This window comes from Bradyrhizobium sp. CSA207, from assembly GCF_029051685.1.
GTDB lineage: Bacteria > Pseudomonadota > Alphaproteobacteria > Rhizobiales > Xanthobacteraceae > Bradyrhizobium.
Genome location: NZ_JAACFT010000027.1, coordinates 37,394 through 59,095, shown reverse-complemented (window position 1 = coordinate 59,095; position 21,702 = coordinate 37,394). Strand labels below are relative to the sequence as shown.

General features: G+C 65.2%; 19 protein-coding genes. 12 read left to right on the top strand and 7 right to left on the bottom strand.

Annotated features, from left to right (window positions below; translation table 11 throughout):
• Positions 1 to 348: 348 nt before the first annotated feature.
• The 9 genes from GWG65_RS27755 (at position 349) to GWG65_RS27715 (ending at position 11,698) form a co-directional block, all read left to right on the top strand.
• Positions 349 to 2,682, top strand: a complete 2,334-nt coding sequence (locus GWG65_RS27755; protein WP_275198744.1) for a mechanosensitive ion channel domain-containing protein — start codon at positions 349 to 351, stop codon at positions 2,680 to 2,682.
• A gap of 272 nt (positions 2,683 to 2,954) precedes the next feature.
• A complete protein-coding gene (locus GWG65_RS27750; protein WP_275198743.1) occupies positions 2,955 to 4,607 on the top strand; it encodes an NAD-dependent malic enzyme in 1,653 nt (550 codons plus the stop codon).
• A gap of 135 nt (positions 4,608 to 4,742) precedes the next feature.
• A complete protein-coding gene (locus GWG65_RS27745; RefSeq protein WP_275198742.1) occupies positions 4,743 to 5,135 on the top strand; it encodes a BlaI/MecI/CopY family transcriptional regulator in 393 nt (130 codons plus the stop codon).
• The gene (locus tag GWG65_RS27740) at positions 5,132 to 7,651 is read left to right on the top strand and encodes a M56 family metallopeptidase (RefSeq protein WP_275198741.1); all 2,520 of its coding nucleotides are present in this window, start codon (positions 5,132 to 5,134) and stop codon (positions 7,649 to 7,651) included. Before GWG65_RS27745 ends, GWG65_RS27740 begins: the two co-directional genes overlap by 4 nt.
• A 173-nt stretch (positions 7,652 to 7,824) precedes the next feature.
• Positions 7,825 to 9,276 (top strand): DUF1800 domain-containing protein, encoded by a 1,452-nt coding sequence (locus GWG65_RS27735; RefSeq protein WP_275198740.1) that lies wholly within the window; start codon positions 7,825 to 7,827, stop codon positions 9,274 to 9,276.
• A gap of 2 nt (positions 9,277 to 9,278) precedes the next feature.
• Positions 9,279 to 10,529 (top strand): DUF1501 domain-containing protein, encoded by a 1,251-nt coding sequence (locus tag GWG65_RS27730; protein ID WP_275198739.1) that lies wholly within the window; start codon positions 9,279 to 9,281, stop codon positions 10,527 to 10,529.
• 28 nt (positions 10,530 to 10,557) lie between these two features.
• Positions 10,558 to 10,725 (top strand): hypothetical protein, encoded by a 168-nt coding sequence (locus GWG65_RS27725; RefSeq protein ID WP_275198738.1) that lies wholly within the window; start codon positions 10,558 to 10,560, stop codon positions 10,723 to 10,725.
• A 154-nt stretch (positions 10,726 to 10,879) separates the two neighbouring features.
• Entirely contained in the window at positions 10,880 to 11,425 is a 546-nt protein-coding gene (locus GWG65_RS27720; RefSeq protein WP_275198737.1) for a septal ring lytic transglycosylase RlpA family protein, read from the top strand.
• Positions 11,426 to 11,542: 117 nt separating this feature from the next.
• The gene (locus GWG65_RS27715; protein WP_275198736.1) at positions 11,543 to 11,698 is read left to right on the top strand and encodes a hypothetical protein; all 156 of its coding nucleotides are present in this window, start codon (positions 11,543 to 11,545) and stop codon (positions 11,696 to 11,698) included.
• 51 nt (positions 11,699 to 11,749) lie between these two features.
• Here the strand turns inward: GWG65_RS27715 and GWG65_RS27710 are convergent, their stop codons facing one another.
• From GWG65_RS27710 to GWG65_RS27700, 3 genes are all read right to left on the bottom strand, one after another.
• Positions 11,750 to 12,055, bottom strand: coding sequence for a hypothetical protein (locus GWG65_RS27710; RefSeq protein ID WP_275198735.1), 306 nt, complete (start codon positions 12,053 to 12,055; stop codon positions 11,750 to 11,752).
• 112 nt (positions 12,056 to 12,167) lie between these two features.
• A complete protein-coding gene (locus GWG65_RS27705) occupies positions 12,168 to 12,443 on the bottom strand; it encodes a hypothetical protein (protein WP_275198734.1) in 276 nt (91 codons plus the stop codon).
• A gap of 134 nt (positions 12,444 to 12,577) precedes the next feature.
• A complete protein-coding gene (locus GWG65_RS27700) occupies positions 12,578 to 15,265 on the bottom strand; it encodes an alpha/beta hydrolase fold domain-containing protein (protein WP_275198733.1) in 2,688 nt (895 codons plus the stop codon).
• Positions 15,266 to 15,508: 243 nt separating this feature from the next.
• Here GWG65_RS27700 and GWG65_RS27695 point away from each other — a divergent pair, with 243 nt between their 5' ends.
• Entirely contained in the window at positions 15,509 to 15,718 is a 210-nt protein-coding gene (locus GWG65_RS27695) for a hypothetical protein (protein WP_275198732.1), read from the top strand.
• An 82-nt stretch (positions 15,719 to 15,800) separates the two neighbouring features.
• On the top strand, positions 15,801 to 17,261 hold the full coding sequence (locus tag GWG65_RS27690) for a carboxylesterase family protein (protein ID WP_275198731.1): 1,461 nt from the start codon (positions 15,801 to 15,803) through the stop codon (positions 17,259 to 17,261).
• A 23-nt stretch (positions 17,262 to 17,284) separates the two neighbouring features.
• Here GWG65_RS27690 and GWG65_RS27685 read toward each other — a convergent pair whose 3' ends face one another.
• Positions 17,285 to 17,464: a hypothetical protein gene (locus tag GWG65_RS27685; RefSeq protein ID WP_148743305.1), complete on the bottom strand. Its 180-nt coding sequence runs from the start codon at positions 17,462 to 17,464 to the stop codon at positions 17,285 to 17,287.
• 152 nt (positions 17,465 to 17,616) lie between these two features.
• On the opposite strand from GWG65_RS27685, the gene GWG65_RS27680 reads away from it, so the two are divergent.
• The gene (locus tag GWG65_RS27680) at positions 17,617 to 18,414 is read left to right on the top strand and encodes a class III extradiol ring-cleavage dioxygenase (RefSeq protein ID WP_275198730.1); all 798 of its coding nucleotides are present in this window, start codon (positions 17,617 to 17,619) and stop codon (positions 18,412 to 18,414) included.
• Positions 18,415 to 18,645: 231 nt separating this feature from the next.
• Here GWG65_RS27680 and GWG65_RS27675 read toward each other — a convergent pair whose 3' ends face one another.
• The 3 genes from GWG65_RS27675 to glgC are packed head-to-tail and all read right to left on the bottom strand — an operon-like array spanning position 18,646 to position 21,657.
• Positions 18,646 to 18,906 carry a SemiSWEET transporter gene (locus GWG65_RS27675; RefSeq protein ID WP_275198729.1) on the bottom strand — a complete coding sequence of 87 codons (261 nt, stop codon included), beginning with the start codon at positions 18,904 to 18,906 and terminating at the stop codon, positions 18,646 to 18,648.
• Positions 18,907 to 18,937: 31 nt separating this feature from the next.
• Positions 18,938 to 20,398 carry a glycogen synthase GlgA gene (glgA, locus tag GWG65_RS27670; protein WP_275198728.1) on the bottom strand — a complete coding sequence of 487 codons (1,461 nt, stop codon included), beginning with the start codon at positions 20,396 to 20,398 and terminating at the stop codon, positions 18,938 to 18,940.
• Positions 20,395 to 21,657 carry a glucose-1-phosphate adenylyltransferase gene (gene glgC / locus GWG65_RS27665; RefSeq protein ID WP_275198727.1) on the bottom strand — a complete coding sequence of 421 codons (1,263 nt, stop codon included), beginning with the start codon at positions 21,655 to 21,657 and terminating at the stop codon, positions 20,395 to 20,397. The genes glgA and glgC overlap by 4 nt, the downstream gene beginning before the upstream one ends.
• Positions 21,658 to 21,702 lie beyond the last annotated feature (45 nt).

Sequence of the window (21,702 nt, the reverse complement as noted above, 5' to 3'; positions counted from 1 at the left end):
GAACGGCACGCCGGGCCAAGGTTTAGAGGGCTGCATCAGTTAGGCAAAGCCCCTACCTGCCCGGCGCTGTGCGTTTTGTAGCATACCAATCGTGCTGGACCCAGAAGAGGCCACCCGGGCTGGATCCCGGATGAAGGCGATTGCGCGCACCGTATTCCAGCAGGCACTCGTGTTCGCGAGAGCGCGGTTCCCGATCCAGCATAGCGATAAATGCCAAGAGATAGACGTCTCGTCGGCAAACTTCCGACACAGGGTCGGCGCGAATAGCACCATCGACATGACGCATGCGTTTCGGCGGTGACGATTCCGACTCCGCCGGGGCGCATCTATTGTTTTCAAGGAATCCTCGTGTCGCATAAGCTTGCCCCGGCGCTTCTCGCTGCCATCTTCCTCGCAATCTCATCTCTCTCCGGCGCCCGTGCCGAGCCGCCTGCGCCGGCCACCAATCATGCTGCCGCGCTGTCCCCGGACGAGGCAAGGCGCGCGCTCGAAACCCTCCAGGACGATCAGAAGCGCGCGCAGATGATCGACACCTTGCGCGCGATCGCAAATGCGTCTGGTCAGCAGCCTGCGCCGCCGCCAGAGCAGAAATCGCCGATCCCGCTCTCCGCCGACGGGCTTGGTGCGCAGCTCCTGCTTACCGTGTCCGAGGAGATCGGCGAGATCTCGCGCGAGATCGCGGGCATGGCGCGGACGCTCACGCACTTTCCGGCCTTCTATTACTGGTTCGTGCGGACCGCCAATGATCCCGCGGCCTACAATCTCCTGATCGAGATTGCCTGGAAGCTGGCGCTGGTGTTCGGCTGCGCTCTCGCCGCGGAGTGGGTGATCTTCCGGCTGATCCGGCGTCCGGTCGTGTTCCTTGAAGCGCGCGTGCCGCAGACTGCGGGCCTGCCGGCACAGGCGCTCCCCGTTGCCGATCCGCCGTCATCCGTGGCCGATGTCACCCCCGAGCCGGAATTGCACAAACGGCGCAAGAGCCTGGCGCGGGCTTGGCAGGTGTTGCTGCGGCTGCCCTTCGTGCTCGGTCGTCTCGTGCTGGAACTCTTGCCCGTGTTCGCCTTCGTCGGCGCGGCGACGGCGCTGCTTGGGACGGAGATCGGCGATCCCGCCACCGTCCGCCTCGTGATCCTCGCCGTCGTCAACGCCTATGTGTTCTCGCGCGGGCTGATCTGCGTCGTCCGCGCGCTGGCGGGGCCGTTCGGCCTGATTCCGGTACGCGCCGAGACAGCGGCCTATATCGAGATCTGGGCGCGCCGCATCGTCGGCGTCGGCGTAACAGGCATCGCCTTCGCCAATGTGGCGCTGCTGCTCGGCCTGCATCGCGCCGGGTATGCGGCGCTGCTGCGCATGGTAATGTTGGTGGTGCACCTCTTCATCGCGGTCATCATCCTGCAATGCCGCCGCCAGGTCGCCGAGGCCATTCGCGCGTCCGCTGGCCAGCAGGGGATTGCGGCGCGCCTGCGCAACCGCATCGCGGGCGGCTGGCACTATCTTGCAATCGCCCTCGTCGTCGCGCTGTGGGCGGTCTGGGCGCTGAACATCCGCAACGGCTATTCGCTGCTGCTGCAATATTTCGTCGGCACCATCGTGGTGGTGCTGATTACGCGCGTCGCCATCATGGTGACGCTGAGCCTGATCGACCGCGGCTTCCGGATCAAGCCGGAGATCCTGCAGCGTTTTCCGGGCCTGGAAATCCGCGCCAACCGCTATCTGCCGCTGCTGCGCAAAATCGTCTCGGGCGTCATTGCCTTTGTCGGCTTCGTGGCCGTGCTCGAAGTCTGGGGTGTCGATGCCATCGTCTGGTTCTATGGCGGCCAGATCGGCAGCCGCCTGCTTTCGGCCGTGGTGACGATCGCGCTCGCCGCAGGCATCGCGGCCGCGATCTGGGAAGCCAGCAACGCGCTGCTGGATCGCCAGATCAATACACTGTCGCGGGACGGACACTATGCTCGTGCCGCGCGGCTGCGCACCTTCCAGCCGATGCTGCGGACAGCGCTGCTGTGCCTGATCGCCACCATCGTCGGCCTCACGGCGCTGAGCGAGATCGGCGTCAATGTCGCGCCGCTGCTGGCGGGCGCAGGCATCGTCGGCATCGCCATCGGCTTCGGCTCGCAGAAGCTGGTGCAGGATCTCATCACCGGCCTGTTTCTGCTTTTGGAGAACACGGTACAGGTCGGCGACAACGTCAGCGTCTCGGGACTGTCCGGGGTCGTGGAGAATGTCTCGATCCGCACCATCCGCCTGCGCGCCGGCGACGGCGCGGTGCACATCGTGCCGTTCAGCGCGGTGACGACCATCACCAATGCCAGCCGCGGCGCCGGCAACGCCTCCGTCAGCGTCAACGTCGCCTACAAGGAAGATACCGACCGCGCCGGTCAGATCCTCAAGGACATCGTCGAGGAGATGCGCCGCGAGCCCGAATTCCGTGGCGTGATCCGGGGCGACCTCGATCTCTGGGGTATCGACAAGGTCGACGGCGCCATGGTGTCGATTGTCGGCCAGATCCGCTGTACCGAGGCAGGTCGCTGGCCGGTGCAGCGCGAATTCAACCGGCGCATGAAGCTGCGCTTCCAGCAGAGCGGGATCGAGGTCGCCTCTCCCGTTCAGACCATCTTGATGCAGATCGCGCCGCCGGCTGATGGCGCCGCCAATCCGGCGCCACGGCGGGTGGCCGGATAGCCGCTCGCATACTTCCGGCCTCCGCCCATCCGGCAGCGTTCGCGACGTTCCAGAAGGCCGAGACCGAGAAATGGTGGCCGATCGTGAAGGCTGCCGACATCAAGCCCGAGTAAGCCTTGCAGCGTTAACCTTTCTCGCGCAACTGCCGATGTCGGGAAAATCTCGCTGCGGTGCGAGATCACAATCGACGCATGAGTCCCAACGTCCTTGATCTCAGGGGAGCGCCGGCCGACAATGGCCGCCGTTCAATAAGAAACTCCTTGGGGGAATTCGTGAATAGACCTGCCCGGGTCGTCGCTCAGCCGACATCGTCCAATCCCGCTCACGGCATGACGCTGCTGCGCGATCCCTTGCTCAACAAGGGTACTGCCTTCACGGAAGCGGAGCGTGACACGCTCGGCTTGCGCGGCCTGTTGCCGCCTTGCCTGCTCACGATGGAGACGCAGGTCGAGCGCGTGCTCACCAATCTGCGGATGCTGCCGACGGACCTCGAAAAATATGTCGCGCTGAATGCGCTGCATGATCGCAACGAGGCGCTGTTCTTTCGCGTCGTTGTCGACAATATCGACGAGATCCAGCCGATCATCTACACGCCGACTGTCGGACTCGCCTGCCAGAAATACGGGCTGATCTTCCAGCGGCCGCGGGGCATGTTCATCTCCTCGCGCGATCGCGGCCAGATCGCGGAGATTTTGAAGAACTGGCCTTATCCTGCAAAGCTCATCGTCGTGACCGACGGGGAGCGCATCCTTGGCCTCGGCGATCTCGGCGCCAACGGCATGGGCATTCCGGTCGGAAAGCTCTCGCTCTATTCGGCCTGTGCCGGCGTGCATCCCGAGCTGTGCCTGCCGATCGTGCTCGATGTCGGCACCAACAATGAAGAACTCTTGAACGATCCGTATTATCTCGGTCTGCGCGAGCGGCGGCTCACGGGCGAGGCCTATGACAGCTTCGTCGACGAATTCATGGTCGCCGCGCGAAAGACGTTTCCGGGTGTGCTGATCCAATTCGAGGATTTCGCCAATCACTCGGCGTTCAAGCTGCTGCACAAATATCGCGACGAAGCCTGCGTCTTCAACGACGATATCCAGGGTACGGCGGCGGTGGCGCTTGCCGGCCTGTTCTCGGCCCTGCGCATCAGCGGCGGCAAGCTCCGGGATCAACGCATCCTGTTCCTGGGCGCCGGCGAGGCCGCCACCGGCATCGCCGATCTCGTAGTCTCCGCCATGATGGCGGAGGGCGCCGCCGAGGCCGAAGCGCTCCGCCGCAATTGGCTGGTGGATTCCCGTGGCCTCGTCGTTAGTGGCCGGGCGAGCCTCTCCGGCCACAAGCTCCGTTATGCTCATACCGATCAGGCGCCGATTGCCGATTTCCTGACCGCGATCAACACGCTGAAGCCGACGGCGATCATCGGCGTCGCCGCGGTCGGCGGTGCCTTCACGCCCGACGTGCTCAAGGCGATGGCCGCGCTCAACGAGCATCCGATCGTGTTCGCGCTCTCCAATCCGACCTCGAAGGCCGAATGCTCGGCGGAAGATGCCTATCGTTACACCGAGGGCCGCGCGCTGTTCGCCTGCGGCAGCCCGTATGACCCGGTCACGCTCAACGGACGCACCTTTGTGCCGCGCCAGGGCAACAACTCCTACATCTTTCCCGGCGTCGGTCTCGGCGTCATTGCCAGCTGCTCGCGCCTCGTGACGAACGAAATGTTCATGGCGGCGGCCCATACGCTGGCCGATTGCGTCGGCAAGGAGGACCTGAGGCAGGGCAGCCTCTATCCGGCGCTGCCCCGCATCCGCGAGGTCTCGGTCCGCATCGCGGCCGGGGTCGCCGACGTCGCCTATCAGCGCGGGCTGGCGGACGGACCCGCGCCCAATGACGTCAAAGGGCTGGTGCAATCGCAGATGTACGAGCCGCGGTACTGAGCCCCAGACTCCGGCCCGACGGCGGTTAGGTCAGCGCGGCGATACCATTTCAGGTGGAATCGGCGTTGCGCGGCACGGCTGTATATGCGACGCTCTGTAGCGTTACAGGAAGCTCAAGTCGCAAGGTCAGATGCCATGGACGATCGTTTGCCCGAACTGGGCGACCTCGAGCACGAGGTCATGCAATTGGTCTGGGCCCATGGTCCGGTGACGGCGGAAGTCGTGCGCGAGCGGCTGTCGCGGCGTTTGAAGGAATCGACGGTACGCACGGTGCTGCGTCGGCTGGAAGAAAAGGGCTACGCCAACCACACCGTGGACGGACGAACCTACGTCTACCAGGCGGCCGAGCCCCGCGCCCGTGTCGCTGCCAAGGCGGTGCAGCGCATCGTCGACTGGTTCTGCAACGGCTCGATTGAGGAAGTCCTCGTCGGCATGGTGGACAATGCGATGCTCGACCAGCAGCAGCTGCGCACGCTGGCCGATCAAGTAGCCAAGGCAAAGAAGGCGAGGGGAGTGAAGAAAGAATGATCGCAACTCTGGCGGAGGCGGCGCTACGCTCCTTTGTGCTGGGAGGCGTCGTCTGGTTCGGTCTCAACCTGTTTCGCGTGCGCAATCCGCACCTCCACATGACGGCCTGGGTCGTCGTGCTGCTGGCATCGCTGGCGATGCCTTTCGTGATGCATTGGCCGACGCTCACCATCGCCCGGCTGCCTCTCTCCGTGCCAGTGCCGGACGAACTTTGGCCGGCCGATATCTCGATGCTCGAGACGCCGCAGCCGGCCTTGCCGATCACGCCCGGCGCTACCGTCGAGCCGCCGGCCAGGAGTGGTGTGTCGATCGATTGGCGGCTGGCGGCCACAATCATTTATGCTGGCGTCGCCGGCCTGCTGCTGTTGCGGCTCGCCATCGGCCTCTGCCTGACCTGGCGCCTGGCACGGGCCGCGCAGCCGATGCGCGATCCCAAAATGATCGATGCCGACGTGCGCATCAGCCGCGACGTCGGCGGTCCCGTCACCTTCGGCTCAACCATTCTGGTGCCGCCGCAATTTGCTGCCTGGGACGCGAAGAAGCGCCTCGCGGTGCTCGCGCATGAGGGCGCGCATGTTGCCAACCGCGACTTCTACGTCTTGCTGCTTGCTTCCCTCAACCGCGCGGCGTTCTGGTTCAGCCCGTTCTCGTGGTGGCAGCTCGTGCGGCTTGCCGAGCTTGCAGAGATCATCAGCGACGCCCAAGCGATCGAAGTCATCGACGACCGGCTGTCCTATGCGGAGATCCTGCTGGACGTCGCGACCTCTGTAAACCCGCGGCCGGTGGAGCTCGCGATGGCACGGGCCTCGACCGTCCGCGCCCGCGTCGAGCGCATCATCGCAGCTGCAGCCATGCCCGTTGCGGTCGGCTGGCGCAAGCGGCTGCGGATCGCGGCCGCAATTGTACCGGCCGTGATCGTATCGGCGGGCATGATCGCCTATCGAACGCCGGACCCCGCGCCTTTCGCTGGAGACCTCGGCGAGGCGCCGGCCCAGCACTATCAACCCTTCGTCAATTTCTATGCCGTGGGCCCGGCCTCGGTGTTCGCGATCTTCCGCGAGGGCGACGATCTCTACGGGCAGCTCACCGGGCAGCGCAGGCTGCGTCTGACGATAGGCAGTGATGGCACGGCGTCCTACGCGGCCTCGTTCGGCGAGATCAACTTTCCGCTCGATGCCGAGCGCCGCTCCTCCGAGCTGACGCTGCACATGAATGGTCGCGACGTGCGCGCGGTCCGCGTCGCCGAGATGCCGACGCCGGCCGCCGATCCCGCACCGCTCGATCACTATGTCGGCTGGTACCGGCTCGCGCCGAACCGCGTGCTTACCGTGCGGCGCGACGGCGATCATCTGCAAGTGCAGGAAACCGGACAGGCCAGATCGATGGTCCTCGCCGAGGGCGCCGACGCCTTCTCTGTCCACGGCGACCATCTCCTGATCTTCCTGCGCGACGAGCAGACAAAGGTGTCGCGCGTGCTGGTCCAGAACGCGGTCACAGGCGCTCGCCTCGCGCCGCGGATCGACGCATCAGTGGCACAGGCCGTGGAGGCCGACTTCGCGCGGCGCCTCTCAGAAGTCCCCGATCGCTTCCGGGAGCAGGTCCCGGTCGCCGGTGGCAGGGAGACGATCCTGCGCGGGATTGAAGACCTGCGCAGGGGCACGCCGAACTACGATCGCATGAGCGCGCCGCTCGCTGCCAAGGTCCATCGGCAGATCGACGAGTTGCACGCGACGTTCCTGGCGCTCGGCGCGATGGAATCGATCTTCTTCCGCGGTGTTGGCCCCGGCGGCTACGACATCTATGGCGCCAAGTTCGAGAACGGTACGGCGGAATTCCGTCTGCTGCTCGAGCCCGACGGCAAGGCCGGCGACGTGATCTTCCGGGCCGACGGCAATGACGAGCTCGGCGGCATCGCCGCCTGCGCGGAGGAGTCGAATGTGCGCAGCCGCGCCGGCACCTCGCCGATCCGGATCATGGTCTATAACGAGCTGGGCGACGACATTCAGATCTTCAACGTCGACGCCGACGGCAATCGCAAGGCGCAGAGCGTCGTCAGGCCCAACACGAGCTGGGCCACCACCACCACCGTGAACAGTCCCTGGGTGATTGCCGACAAATCGGGCCGATGTCTGGAGATCCTGCTGCCGGGCCGGCAGACGCGCTTTCACAATGTCGAGGCGTCGAACCTCGGCGCACGGCCCGGGCGCGCCGCTCGCCGCGCCGTTCCGATCGCCAATGGTGAGGAGATGCTGCGCCGCTATATCGAAGGCGTGGGCAAGGGGCAGCCGGACTACGACCGCATGACGTCGGAGGTCGCCGACATCACGCGCCAGCAGCTTCCATTCGATCAGGCGATCCTGGCGCGGCTCGGCGCGTTGCGCGCGGTCTCGTTCCGCGGCGTCACCGCGCTCGACAGCGACATCTACATCGCCCAGTTCGCCAATGGTTCGGCGGAATGGCGCATCGGCGTCAGGAACGGCACCATCACCAAGATCGCGCTCGGACCGAATTTCTAGACTCCTCGCACGTCCGCTGGCTGACGAGTGCTCGCCCGGTCGGGAGAGCGCCGCGGCGCTCAATCTCAGCTTGCACCGGCTCATCTCGAGTGTTACGATATGTAGCATTACAATTCGTAACTGGCTACCGCACTGCGCCGTGTCTAGCGGACTCGGAGAATTGGGCGTTCGTCATGAGCAGTTCTGCAAAGACCGAGGCCGTGCTGGCGCTTCATCGTTTCGGGATGGGGCCGCGACCAGGATCTATCGCCGTGGTCGGGACTGACCCGCGCGGCGCGCTGATTGCCGAGCTCGATCGGCCGCTGGTGCTGACCGCTGCTGCCAGCCTGCCTTCCAGCGCGAAGGCCTACCGCACCGTGGCCGATGCCAACGCGCGGCGCACGGCACGCGCCAAGCAGGCGCAGCAGCAGGCGAAGAAGCAGCAAGTGGCCGCAACACCAGTCATGTCGGAAGACCAAATGCAGGCGCAGGGCGCCGAGAAGGACGCCGCCGAGATGGCGGCGAAGCAAGCCGCCGAAGCGGTACCCGATCCCGGCCGACCGATCTACTTGCAGGAAGCCAAGCTGCGCACCGAAGCCGCGCTCGTTGCCGACATCGGTTTTGCAGAGCGGTTGGTGTGGTTCTGGTCCAACCATTTCTGCGTTTCGGCCAACCGGATCCAGAGCATGTCCGGTGCCTATGAGCGCGAAGCCGTTCGCGCTCACGCGCTCGGCCGCCTCGTCGATCTGCTTCTGGCCGTCGAAGGCCATCCTGCGATGCTGGTTTATCTCGACAATCTGGAGTCGATGGGCGCGAACTCGACCGCCGGTATCAACCGAAGCCGCGGCCTCAACGAGAATTTTGCGCGCGAGATCATGGAGCTGCACACGCTCGGTGTGCGCACCGGCTACACCCAGGACGACGTGATCAGCTTCGCCAACGTCCTGACCGGCTGGACACTGGTGCCACCGGGCGCCGATCCCCAGCATGGCGGCGAGTTCATCTTCAAACCGCGGCTGCACGAGCCGGGCGGGCAAACCGTGCTCGGCAAGCGCTACGAGCAGGAGGACGCCGAGCAGGGCCGCGCCGTGCTGCGCGACCTCGCCGCGCATCCGGCAACCGCAACCCATATCGCGACCAAGCTCGCCCGCCATTTCGTCGCCGACGAGCCGCCGCCGGCCCTTGTCGCGCAGATGGCGAAAACGTTTCGCGAGACTGAGGGCGATCTCAAGCAGGTCGCGATTGCGATGGTATCGTCGGACGAAGCCTGGCGCGCCCCGCCGTCCAAACTCAAGCGTCCTGGCGAATGGGTCATCGGCATGGTGCGCGCGACGGGGATCACGGTCGTCGATCCCGTTCCTTACACCGCGGGCCAGCAACTGCTCGGCGAGGCGCTGTGGCGTCCGTCGGCGCCCAAGGGCTATCCGGACGACGAGGCAAGCTGGATCGACGGCGTCGGCCGGCGGCTCGACGTCGCCAACTATTTTGCCGAGCGCATCGCCGACACGGCCGATCCGCAAACGATCATCGAGGACGTCTTCGCATCCGAGATCGCGGCCGAGGTGAAGCAGGCGGTCGGACGCGCCGAGAGCCGGCAGCAGGCGCTGGCGCTGTTGTTCATGTCGGCTGATTTTCAGAGGAGGTGAGCATGGGTTTCGTCGATCACCTGCCCACGCGGCGCGAGCTTCTGGTCGGTTCCGGTGCGCTGTTTGCATGGAGCCAGATGCCGCGGCTCGCGCGCGCCGAGGGGCGCGATCCGCGTCTGCTCGTCATCGTCCTGCGCGGCGCGCTCGACGGCCTCGGTGCGGTTGCGCCGGTCGGCGATCCCGACTGGATATCGCTGCGCGGCGATCGTGCGCTGGTGCTGGACGGCAAGACGCCGGCACTGCCGCTCGATTCCTTCTTCGCGCTCAATCCGGCGATGCCGAACCTGCACCGGCTCTACAAGACCGGCAAGGCCTCGATCGTCCACGCCGCCGCGACGCCTTATCGCGAGCGCTCGCATTTCGACGGCCAGGACGTGCTGGAGAGCGGGCTCGCCAAGCCCGGCATGACCGGTTCGGGATGGCTCAACCGCGCGCTGGTCGCGCTGGAGGCGGGCGGGCGCGTCGATCCGCGCGGCAGCCGCGCGCTCGGGATCGGCTCCGTCACCCCGCTCGTCGTGCGCGGCTCGGCGCCTGTGATGACATGGGTGCCGCAGAAACTGCTGCCGGCGAGCGCGGACACGCAGAGCCGCCTGCTCGATCTCTACCAGCACACCGATCCGAAGCTCGCGACCGTGCTTCAGGCGCGCATGAAGCTCGCCTCGCTCGACGGCGCGATGGCTAGCGGGGACCCTATGTCGGACGATCCGACGCTGGCGCCGCCCGGCATCGCGCGCGTGCGCGCCTACTTCGCTGAGGCTGCCGGCACCGCCGCGCGCTATCTCGCCAAGCCCGACGGCCCGCGGGTCGGCGCCATGGGCTTCGTCGGCTGGGACACGCATATCGCGGAAGGCGCGGCCTCGGGCCAGCTCTACAATTTGCTCGGAGCTCTCGACGGTGCGTTTGCCGCGATCGAGAGCAACATGGGCGAGGTCTGGCACGAGACTGTGATTGCCGTCGTAACCGAGTTTGGCCGCACTGCGCGTATCAACGGAACGCAAGGCACGGACCACGGCACGGGTGCGGTCGCCTTTCTCATCGGTGGTGCGCTCGCCGGCGGCCGCGTGATCGCAGATTGGCCGGGACTGAAGCCCGCTCAGCTCTTCGAGGATCGCGACCTGATGCCGACCACGGATCTGCGCGCGGTGCTGAAGGGCCTGCTGAGGGATCATCTGCGCGTCGAAGAGAAGGTTCTCGCCGAGGCCGTCTTCCCTGGTAGCGCGGACGTCAAACCGATGGAGAGCCTCGTCGGCTGACGGCGCTTCTCACAACCTGACCGGGTTCATGATGTGCACATTGACGCAACGGGAGCTCGACTTTCTCGCCAGCCTGAAAACCGGCTGGCTGCGGCTCTATCGGCGCGAGTTCGCGCGGCTCCTGAGAGGTGAGGTTGAGCCCGGCGAGGCTCAGCCGGATGCGCGCCCGATCCTCTGGCCCGAGGTGTCGGGCTAGTTTTTTCACGAATCTTGTCCCGATTCAGAACACGGCACTGTGGTGGAATCGTCACAGCCGCTGCGAAACGGCCGTGGCCGCAGGCCTGCTTTTGTTCCGACAAGGTTCTGCCCTCATTGCCCACCGAACTTGAGGCCGTTCGGAGGGGCGTATCATGTCTCACTTTGCACGTGCCGAAAGTGTCCGGATTTCCCTCGCAGCCTCGTGCCGCCAGCCGGCCCGGCTGCTGCTCGCAATCATCGGCGCCGCCTCGCTGGCCGCTTGCGCGCAATCGCCGGTGGGCCGCCAGAAGGCCGATCTTGCCGGCGCCGGCCGGCAGGCTACGGTCGAGCGGCCGCACAGGCTGCATTCGGTGGCGGCGCTACATCCGCGGCCCGTCAGCCGGGTGCGTGTGCCTGATGACGGCCCAAGCGCGGCGCAGACGGCGGCGCACGGCGTTGCCAGCTTCTATTCGGATACGGAGACCGCGAGCGGCGAGAAATTCGATAAGAACGAATTGACCGCAGCGCATCCGACTCTGCCGTTCGGCACTCGCCTGCGCGTGACCGACGTTTCCTCCGGTCGCTCCGTGACCGTCAAGGTCAACGATCGCGGGCCCTATGTTCATGGACGTGTCGTCGATGTCTCGCCTTCGGCTGCCGAAGCGCTCGGCATGGTCGACAGGGGCATCGTCAATGTCCGGCTCGACGTCGTGCAATAGGCGCCGTCGACCGACATCAGCGCGCCGCTGCTTAACCGGCTGTTAGCCGCCCTGACGCACCATGGCTGCCCGAACAAATCGGGGCTCCAGTTTGGGGCGCTTTTGGGGAGGCGGGGTTTGAATACGATCCAGTATCTCGAAGATCAGGCCGCGCGCGCCGAGCGGCTCGCCAAACGGATCACGGATACGCTGACGGTCGAAAAGCTACTGATCTTCGCGGGCGAGCGCCGCCGCGAGATCGAGGTCATCGCCGGCAAGCGCCGGCACGCTTAACTTCCGCAAGCCATCACCCCGCGCCTTTGCGCCGACGAGGATGATGCGCGATCAGGTATGCCTCTCGACGAAATCGCTGAGATAGTCGGGCAGCGCTATGCCGTCGATATCGCAGCGAGCCCGAATTTCACCGGCGACCTCGGTCGAGATGTCCTTCATCCAATGTTCGAGCGTGTTGAAGGAGACCACCTTGATGGGATCGTTGAAGCAGCCGGCGACGAGCTCGCGGATGGTCACCTCAATATCGCTTCGCTCGACGCGGATCTCAGTCGCCTGGTCGCGACGATCGATCACGACGATCATGGTCTGGTCCGCGCCATAAGGCACCGTCGGCTCGGGTACGCTGGCTTCAAGCATCTCAGGCACTCACGCCTTGGCTTCCGATCTCCGATAACGGAAAGATCCGCGAGATGGTTCCTGCCTTTATGAGAAGCCTGTGTGCGCGTGCAGATATGGCGTCTGCGCGCGATCAGAGAAATTCTCTCAAGCGTGATAATTCGATGACGTGCTCGGGCGACAGGATATCCGTCACCAGCGGCGGCTGCGGTGCCGTGTGAATCTCATAGAGATGTCTCGTCGCCTCCGGCTTGCCCATGAATGCCGAGATGCACTCGTCGAGCGTCCCTCCGCTCACCTGGTAAGGCTCCCGGTCCGGCCTACGCTGGTTTGCGAGCGATGGCCATTTATGCAGCGCGGCGGGCGCGCCGAAGTCGACCTTGGAATCTGTAACTAACGCGTCCCCCATCGTCCCGCCTCACGCAAAAAGAACCCCAGCACGCAAAATTTTACGTGCCGGGGCTCATACCAATCGCTGCATCTCAATGCCACAACCCCATAACGCGACGGCCGCGAAATGGTTCCGGGCCCGCCCCGTCGCTGTCAGCTCGCGGCTGCGGCTATCCTGTGTCCCGGGTTGGCCTGACCGTGGCTGTTCTCGTCGCCGCGCCGGGCCACAGGCGGAAGCCCGGCAAAGCGCCGCATGGCCTCAGCCATCTGCATCCGGCCCTGGACGCCGGTGATCACCACGTCCACCATCGTGAAGGACGAATGGAAATGGCCGCGCGCCTTGAGCTGCTCGACCGGAACCCCCGCGGCCGCCATTGCTTCGGCATAGGCAATGCCCTCGTCGCGCAACGGATCGAACTCGCACGTGACGACGAAGGCCGGCGGCAGGCCCGCGACCTTGCCGCGGAGCGGCGAGACACGTGGGTCGGTGCGGTCAGCCGGTGAGCAGTAGAGGTCCCAGAACCAGTACATCAGCGAGCGCGTCAGGAAATAGCCGGTCTCGTTTTCGTTGTACGAGCCACGATCGAACGTGCAGTCGGTGACCGGGCAGACGAGGAGCTGGCCGGCGATCTCCGGCCCGCCGCGGTCGCGCGCGAGCTGGCAGCTGACCGCGGCGATGTTGCCGCCGGCGCTCCAGCCCGCGACCAGCACCGGGCCGGGTTTGCCGCCGAGCTCGACGGCATGCTCGGCGATCCAGCGCGTTGCCGTGTAGCCGTCCTCGGCCGCCGCCGGGAAACGATATTCGGGCGCATGGCGGTAGCCGACGCTGACGAAGATCATATCGGTGCGCCGCGCCATGTCGCGACAGAACGGATCGTCGGACTGTTCGTCGCCGAGCACCCAGCCGCCGCCATGGAAATAGACCACGACCGGATGCGGTCCCGGCGTCGCCGGCCGGTACAGGCGATAGTGCAGGGGTCCATCGGTGCCGGGCAAAGAGCCGTCGACGACGGCGCCGACCGGCCGTCCTGCAGGCCGTCCCTTGTTGAACTCGTTGACGAAGGCGCGCGCGCCCAGCGCACCCATCGACTCGATAGGCGGCAGGTTCAATTGCGCGAGCAGGTTCAACACCAGCCGTACATCCGGTTGCAGGCGCACCACCTCGCCGTCATTGCACTGCGCGGCGGCATCGGGGCCGGTGAGCTTGAAGCCGAGCATGCCACGGCTGACGACCTCGCCGCAGATGCTGCGATAGGGGCCGACGCCGCCGGTATAGGGCATCAGCGCGTGCACCTTGCCGGGCACGTTAGCGCCCGTGTACCAGGTGTTGGCGAGCCGGTGCAGCGTCAGCGTCGCGCAGTCGGCCATGTGCCGGCCCCAGCCGGCCTGCGCCGTCTCGGTGGCCTCGATCGTGGTGAAACCAGCGTCACGCAGTGCGGCAAGCCGGTCGACGACCCAGTCGACATGCTGCTCGATCGATACCGCCATGTTCGACAGCACCGACGGACTGCCGGGTCCCGTAATCATGAAGAAGTTCGGAAAGCCCGCGACGGTGAGCCCGAGATAGGTCTGCGGTCCTTGCGCCCAGACGTCGGAGAGCGACCTGCCGGCGCGCCCCGTGATCGGATGCACGGCCCGGATCGCGCCGGTCATGGCATCGAAACCGGTGGCGAACACGATGACGTCGACGTCGAAGCTGCGCTTGCCGGTGGTGATGCCGTTTGGGGTGATCGCCTTGATCGGCTCCTGCCGCAGATTGACCAGCGTGACGTTCGGTCGGTTGTAGGTGGCGTAGTAGTTGGTGTCGAGGCAGGGCCGCTTGGCGCCGAACGGATGGTCGTGCGGCATCAGCGCCGCAGCCGTTTCCGGATCCTTCACCACCGTGCTGATCTTCTCGCGGATCAGCTCGCAGATCAGTGCGTTGCCGTCGACATCGACCCCTTGATCGGCCCAGAGCTGGGTCAGGATGTAGACGAGATCGCCCTTGCCCCACGCCTCCTCGAACCGCACGCGCCGTTCGGCGTCGCTCAGTTGCCAGCTCACGGCCGTCTGCTGCGGATAGGGCACGCCCGTCATCGACTGGCGCGCCTGCTCGCGATAGGCCGCGCGGTCGCCTTCCAAAAGACCCATGCGATCCGACGGCGCCGGCCCGTTATGTGCGGGCAATGCGAAGTTCGGCGTGCGCTGGAATACGGTTAGATGCTCTGCCTGTTCGGCAATCAGCGGGATCGACTGGATGCCGGACGAGCCTGTGCCGATCACAGCAACGCGCTTGCCGGCGAGATTGACGCCGTCATGCGGCCAGCGCCCGGTGAAATAGACTTCGCCGGTAAAATCCTGGACGCCGTCGATCTCCGGCGGCTTTGGCGCGGAAAGGCAGCCCGTTGCCATGATGTAATGGCGGCAGGAGACCGGTCCTCCGTTGTCGGTTGCAAGCCGCCAGCGCCCGGTCGCTTCATCCCATGTGGCTTCCGTCACTTTGGTCCTGAAGCGGATGTCGCGGCGCAGATCATAGCGGTCGGCGACGAAGCCGAGATAGCGCAGGATCTCGGGCTGGGTCGCGTATTTTTCCGACCAGGTCCAGGCCGTCTCGAGCTCCGGATCGAAGGTGTAGCTGTAGTCGATGGTCTGGATGTCACAGCGCGCGCCGGGATAGCGGTTCCAGTACCAGGTGCCGCCGACGTCGCCGGCCTCTTCGACAGCGACCACCGTAAAGCCGGCCTTGCGCAGGCGATGCAGAAGATAGAGGCCGGCAAATCCGGCGCCGACGACGGCAACGTCAACCTGTTGGCCGGTTCCACGCGCCTCAGAGCTACGTGCAGCAACCATTGCGTCAGGCATGGCATTCCTCCGGTATGTTTTGTTTTGCCGCGCAGGCTATCGCCGCAGGCGCGGCTTGTCATCAAAGCAAGTGCAATCTTCGGTAGCCGTTTGCGGCGCCCGTGGGGTGGCGCGAAGGTTGCGCCGATGCACGCATCGCGATGCACAAGGCCGTGATTTTCCGGGCTAATCAGGCACGATCCGCCTGTGTATGCTGCCGTTTCCTTGCTGCCGTTTCCTTGCCACGCGTGCCGACCGGGCGTCATGACAGAGTTGAGTGAGCGAACCAAAGCGAACATGGACGTCGTGCTGGAGGAGACATGCCGCCAGTTGCCGCATGGCGGCGATCACGACAGCCGCAGGTTCATCGCCCGACGCCTGATCGAGGCGGCGCAATCCGGCCATTCCACACTCGGTGAGCTCGGCATCGTCGCGCGTCACGCGCTGGCGGAGCTGACCGGCAAGTCCGGTTGAGCGCGGCCCGCAAGGCTTGCCTCGCTACCGGCCGCGGACGTAACCTCCCAAGGAACCTTTTCCGGGCATCGAGATCCCCGAGATGCGGCCCTTGCTTGCGCTTGTTGCAGCTTCCGCATTCCTGTGCTGCGCCGGCCCGGCCTTGGCTCAGCCGGTCGGCCAGTTTCCGTTTGCCCTGACGCGAGAGGGACAGCTGCTCGGCGCCGTCGAGGGCGAGGTCGCGTCCTTCAAGGGGCTTGCCTACGCCGCGCCCCCGGTCGGACCGCTGCGCTGGCGTTCACCGCAGGCAACGCCCGAAAACTCGGAGATGCGCACCGCGTACGATTATGGTGCGCCCTGTCTTCAGCCGTTGATGCCGGGCGCGAGTGAGGATTGTCTCACGCTGAACGTGTTTCGTCCCTTCGGTGTTGACGGGCCGCTGCCGGTCATGGTGTTCATCCATGGCGGCGGTTTCATCAGAGGCACCGCCAACGATCCGCTGTTCGACGGCGCAAAGCTTGCACAGGCCGGCCTCATCGTGGTCACCCTGAATTATCGCCTGGGCGCGCTCGGCTGGCTTGCCCATCCTGCTTTGTCGGACGTCGGGTCCGGCAATTACGGCCTGATGGACCAGATCGCAGCGCTGCATTGGATCCATGACAACATCGCGGCCTTCGGCGGCGATCCGAACAACGTCACCCTGTTCGGCAATGGTTCAGGCGCCACATCGATCGCGCTGCTGATGCTGTGCGCGCAATCGCGCGATCTGTTTCAGAAAGCCATTCTGCAATCCGTGCCCGGCCGGGCGCAGCTGCGCTCCGCGCAAGAGGCAGAGTCGGCCGGGCGGCAATTCGTGACGACGCTCGGGCAGGAAACGGATTTGCGCACAGCCAAGCCGGCGAGCCTGCTTGCCGCCGAAAAACGCCTGCTGGAACAATCGTCGCGCAGCTTCACACCCGCGGTGGATGGAAGTCTGGTGACGGAGAACATTGCCGCGGGATTTGCGGCGGGACATCAGAGCCGCATTGCCTTGATCATCGGCTCGAATGACGACGAGACGCGCTTTGACGGTGAGCTCGAGATCAAGCAAGAGCTTGCGTCCTCGGGCGAGAGCATCGACGGGCTGCGTGAGCTCTATCCCGACGTGGCGCGGCCGTCGGACCTTGCGGCAAGGTTCTACACCGACAAAGTCTTCTCCGAGCCGGTGAGATTGTTGGCCCGGCTTCACGCCGCAACCGGCGCGCCGACCTTCCGCTATCGTTTCGCCTATGTGCCCGAAGCGCGGCGCGGAAGTTCGGACGAAGGGCACGGCCGGGAATTGCAGTTCATCTTCGGCGTCGAGGGCGTGCCGGGAGCCGGCATCTTTTCGCGGCGGGATCGCGAGGTCGCAAGCCGCATCCGCGCCTACTGGATCAACTTCGCCAGGACGGGCGATCCCAACGGGACCGATCTGCCGCACTGGGATGCGGTTGCGGATCGCGATCGCCTGCTGCTGATCGCCAACGATCGCACCGCAAGCAGCGATGACCCCTGGTCGGCGCGTCTGGACCGGCTCGCGCGCTAGCTGTGGAAGTGGATGAGTTGGATTTACGCTGCGAGCTCGACGCGGGGCGCCGGCGTCAGGCGGTCTTCCTCCAGATAGTCCATCGCGCCGTCCTTTTCGACGGCATAGAACTGCTGGCCGTCCCTTGATCTGAAGGCGGCGCGGACGACGCCGCGGCGGCCCTTATCACTGTTGACCACGTCCCCCAGCGCAAACTTCTTCATCTCACGTCTCGCTCGTCTTCTGGCCGACTGCTTCGGCCACGGCCGCAATTGTGGAAGGCAAATCGTTAACGGCTTGCTAACCATGCCGGTTTGCCTATGCTCGCCGCCGACCGCGCGGCAGCTACGCGCAAATTGCCAACGAGACGAGCCCCATGACGCGATTGCCGGCCTTCTTCCTGTCGCATGGCGGCGGCCCCTGGCCGTTCATGGAGGATCGGCGGGTGCAATATGCCAAGACCGCGGAGGCGTTCGGTCGGCTGCCGCAGCTCCTGCCGGCGAAGCCGAAGGCCGTGCTCGTCATCACCGGCCATTGGGAGGCCGAGGCGTTCACGGTATCGACGTCCGCGCATCCGCCGATGGTGTACGACTATTACGGCTTCCCCGAGCACACCTATCACCTCAAATATCCGGCGCCTGGCAGGCCCGAGCTCGCCGCAGAGGTGAAGGCGCTACTCACGCGTGCCGGCCTCGATTGCCGGGAGGATGCCAATCAGGGGTTTGATCACGGCACCTTCGTGCCGCTCGGCCTGATGTATCCCAATGCCGATATGCCGATCGTGCTGCTGTCGCTGAAGTCGAGCTACGATCCGGCCGAGCACATCAAGGCCGGGCAGGCGATCGCCTCGCTCCGCGATGAAGGCATTCTGATCATCGGCAGCGGGCTTACCTATCACAACATGCGCGGCTTCGGGCGGGCGGAGTCCAAGCCTGTGTCCTACGATTTCGAAGCCTATCTGAACGAGGCCATCAGCCATAAGGATGCGGCGCGCCGCAACGCGATGCTGGTCGACTGGCAGAGCGCGCCCAGCGCGCGCCTTGCCCATCCGCGCGAGGACCATCTGCTGCCGCTGATGGTGGCCGCCGGTGCCGCCGGCAGCGATGTCGGGCATCGCGTCTTCGTCGACGAGGTCGCGAACGTTGCGATGGCCTCGTACGTGTTTGGTGGTTGATCTTCTTCACGCCCGCGCGTCAGGGCCATCGCAAAAGGGCGAAAACAACCCCATGCACAGTAGAACGGCCCAGCAAATAGAATGGCTTAGCACAATGCTTTTGCCGGGCAGGATGATCGAGCGCCATTTCGGGGACGTTTGACACGTCGGGCAAAACACCGGCAAAATGCAACCATGGCGAATTCGGAGAGCGGTTTGGTGTAGCTTGCTCCGCCCCACCGAGCTCCGAGCTCACCCGTATTTCAGTTTCATGAACAGGATGCCGCCGGCGAGCACCATGGTGATCGCATTGGCGGCGACCAGCGGAGCGTCCCCGGAGAGCAGGCCGTAGACCAGCCAGAGCGCCAGGCCCAGAACCATGACCAGGAACATGCCGAGCGAAATGTCCTCGGTCGAGCGGGTCTTCCAGACCTTGATGAATTGCGGCGCGTAGGCCGCAGTGGTGCAGGTTGCGGCGGCGAAGCCGAGCAGCTTGATTGCGAAGGGGTCCATGCCGGCTCTATAGCACTGGATTCGGCGATGGTCATGCCGTGTGACGGGCCGGCATGAGGCCGCGATAGAGCGCAGCATAGTCGCCCGCCCGGTTGCGCCACGACACGTCCGTCGACAGCCCGCTCAGTTGGAGCCGGCGCCAGGTCACCTTGTCGTGGAAGGTGAGGTTGGCCTTGCGCAGCGTCCTCGCAAAAGCGTCCGCCGTCACGGGGCCGAACTTGAAGCCGGTGGCATCGCGGCCCGATCTGTCGGCCTCGCCGATATCGACGATGGTATCCTCGAGGCCCCCGACCCGGGCCACGATCGGCACCGCGCCGTAGCGCAGCGCGCAGAGCTGGGTCAGGCCGCACGGCTCGAACCGCGACGGCACCAGCAGTGCATCCGAGCCGGCCTGGATCAGGTGCGCCAGAATTTCGTCATAGCCGATCACGACCCCGATCCGTCCCGGATTCGCGCGCGCCGCCGCCTGATAGCGGTCCTGGAGATTGCGATCGCCGCTACCGAGCAGTGCGAGCTGCATGCCTTCGCCGAGGATGGTCGGAATGACATCGAGCAGGAGGTCGAGCCCCTTCTGCCAGGACAGCCGGCTGATGACACCGAGCAGGGGCACTTCGTCCGAGGAATCGAGATTGAACTGTTGCTGAAGAACCGCCTTGTTTGCAGCTCGGAACGTAAGGTCCTCCGCGCCGAAGCGATAGGCAATGTGCGGATCGGTCTGCGGATTCCAGACTGAAACGTCGATGCCGTTGAGGATGCCACTGAGCACGCTGGCGCGTGCGCGCAAGAGGCCGCCGAAGCCCATCCCGCCTTCATCGGTCTGGATCTCCTGCGCGTAAGTCGGCGACACCGTGGTGATGCGGTCGGCGAATTGCAGGCCCGCCTTCAAAAAGCTGATCCCGCCGAAATATTCGAGGCCGTTGACGTTGAAGGCGCCCCAGGGCAAGCCGATCGCGCCGATCAGCTCGCGCGCGAACTTGCCCTGATAGGCCATGTTGTGAATGGTCATCACGGTGCCCGGCCGCGGCCGATTGTCATAGTGCAGATAGGCCGGTGCGAGCCCTGCCTGCCAGTCATGGGCATGCACGATGTCGGGCACGAAAGCGGGGATGAGGCCGTGGCCGATGTCGGCCGCCACGCGTGACAATGCGGCGAAGCGCACGCCATTGTCCGGCCAGTCGATGCCCTCCTGGGTGACGTAGGGATTACCCGGCCGTGCATAGAGATGCGGCACGTCGAGCACGAACAGATCGAGCCCGTCATGCGAGCCTGCGAGCAGGCGGCCCGGCCCGCCGAAATAATCCGGCCAGCGCCGGATTTCATCGGCGTCCGAGAGCTGCCGCATCACGTCGGGATAGCCCGGCATCAGCGTGCGCATCTCGACGCCGTGCGCCTTCAGCGCGACCGGGAGCGCGCCGGCGACGTCTGCGAGGCCGCCGGTCTTGACGATGGGATAGACTTCAGAGGCGACCGCGAGGACGCGAACAGGCGTCATGTATTGAGCCTGTCGATCATCGGCTGGGTGATTAGCGAGATGCCCTGCTCGGTGGTGCGGAAGCGCTTGGCGTCTAGTTCGGGGTCGTCGCCGATGACGAGGCCCTCGGGGATCTCCACGCCGCGGTCGATCACGACGTTTTTCAGGCGCGCGCCGCGGCCGACATTCACGTACGGCATGATCACGGCGTTCTCGACGCTGGCGTAGGAGTTGACGCGCACGCCGGTGAACAGCAGCGAGCGGCGCAGCGAGGCGCCGGAGATGATGCAGCCGCCCGAGACCAGCGAACTCACGGCCTGGCCACGCCGGTTCTCCTCGTCGTGGACGAACTTTGCCGGTGGGGTGATCTCGGAGTAGGACCAGATCGGCCAGGCGCGGTCGAACAAATCCAGCTCCGGCACCACATCGGTGAGGTCGATATTGGCGGACCAATAGGCGTCGACAGTGCCGACGTCGCGCCAATAGGCGCGGGGATCGCTGCCGGAGCGGACGCAGGAGGTCGAGAACTGGTGCGCAATGGCGCGGCCGTTCTTGACGATGTAGGGAATGATGTCCTTGCCGAAATCGTGGTTCGAGTTCGGATTTTCGGCGTCGCGCTTGAGCTCGTCGAACAGGAATTTCGCATCGAACACGTAGATGCCCATGCTGGCGAGCGAGACGTCCGGCTTGCCCGGCATCGGCGGCGGATCGGCGGGTTTCTCGAGGAACGACTGGATCCAGCCGTCCTCGTCGACATGAATGATGCCGAAGCCCGAGGATTCCGCGCGCGGCATTTCGAGGCAGCCGACCGTGACGTCGGCGCCGCGGTCGACGTGCTGGCGCAGCATCACCTCGTAATCCATTTTGTAGATATGGTCGCCGGCGAGCACCACGATGAAGCGGCAGGCATGCGATTCGATGATGTCGATGTTTTGGTAAATCGCGTCGGCCGTGCCGACATACCACATGTTCTCCGACACGCGCTGGCTGGCAGGGAGAATGTCAAAGCTCTCGTTGCGTTCGGGGCGGAAGAAGTTCCAGCCCATCTGCAGATGCCGGATCAGGCTGTGCGCCTTGTACTGGGTGGCGACCGCGATGCGGCGGATGCCCGAGTTCACCGCGTTCGACAGTGCGAAATCGATGATGCGGGATTTGCCGCCGAAATAGACTGCAGGCTTGGCGCGCCGGTCGGTCAGCTCCAGGAGCCGGCTGCCGCGGCCGCCGGCCAGGACGAACGCCAGCGCTTGGCGGGCAAGGGGCTCAGGTCTCGCGGCATTCATGTCATCCTCCCACTCACGTCTGGCTCGGACCGAGGCCATTTGTCG

Bases quoted from the DNA above. Each gene is read 5' to 3' on its own strand.
- GWG65_RS27680 (WP_275198730.1), top strand. From the start codon at position 17,617: ATGACGCGATTGCCGGCCTTCTTCCTGTCGCATGGCGGCGGCCCCTGG.
- GWG65_RS27745 (WP_275198742.1), top strand. From the start codon at position 4,743: ATGGACGATCGTTTGCCCGAACTGGGCGACCTCGAGCACGAGGTCATG.
- GWG65_RS27725 (WP_275198738.1), top strand. From the start codon at position 10,558: ATGATGTGCACATTGACGCAACGGGAGCTCGACTTTCTCGCCAGCCTG.
- GWG65_RS27695 (WP_275198732.1), top strand. From the start codon at position 15,509: ATGACAGAGTTGAGTGAGCGAACCAAAGCGAACATGGACGTCGTGCTG.
- GWG65_RS27685 (WP_148743305.1), bottom strand. From the start codon at position 17,464: ATGAAGAAGTTTGCGCTGGGGGACGTGGTCAACAGTGATAAGGGCCGC.
- glgC (WP_275198727.1), bottom strand. From the start codon at position 21,657: ATGAATGCCGCGAGACCTGAGCCCCTTGCCCGCCAAGCGCTGGCGTTC.
- GWG65_RS27730 (WP_275198739.1), top strand. From the start codon at position 9,279: ATGGGTTTCGTCGATCACCTGCCCACGCGGCGCGAGCTTCTGGTCGGT.
- GWG65_RS27710 (WP_275198735.1), bottom strand. From the start codon at position 12,055: ATGCTTGAAGCCAGCGTACCCGAGCCGACGGTGCCTTATGGCGCGGAC.
- GWG65_RS27720 (WP_275198737.1), top strand. From the start codon at position 10,880: ATGTCTCACTTTGCACGTGCCGAAAGTGTCCGGATTTCCCTCGCAGCC.
- glgA (WP_275198728.1), bottom strand. From the start codon at position 20,398: ATGACGCCTGTTCGCGTCCTCGCGGTCGCCTCTGAAGTCTATCCCATC.
- GWG65_RS27700 (WP_275198733.1), bottom strand. From the start codon at position 15,265: ATGCCTGACGCAATGGTTGCTGCACGTAGCTCTGAGGCGCGTGGAACC.
- GWG65_RS27705 (WP_275198734.1), bottom strand. From the start codon at position 12,443: ATGGGGGACGCGTTAGTTACAGATTCCAAGGTCGACTTCGGCGCGCCC.
- GWG65_RS27735 (WP_275198740.1), top strand. From the start codon at position 7,825: ATGAGCAGTTCTGCAAAGACCGAGGCCGTGCTGGCGCTTCATCGTTTC.
- GWG65_RS27690 (WP_275198731.1), top strand. From the start codon at position 15,801: ATGCGGCCCTTGCTTGCGCTTGTTGCAGCTTCCGCATTCCTGTGCTGC.
- GWG65_RS27740 (WP_275198741.1), top strand. From the start codon at position 5,132: ATGATCGCAACTCTGGCGGAGGCGGCGCTACGCTCCTTTGTGCTGGGA.
- GWG65_RS27675 (WP_275198729.1), bottom strand. From the start codon at position 18,906: ATGGACCCCTTCGCAATCAAGCTGCTCGGCTTCGCCGCCGCAACCTGC.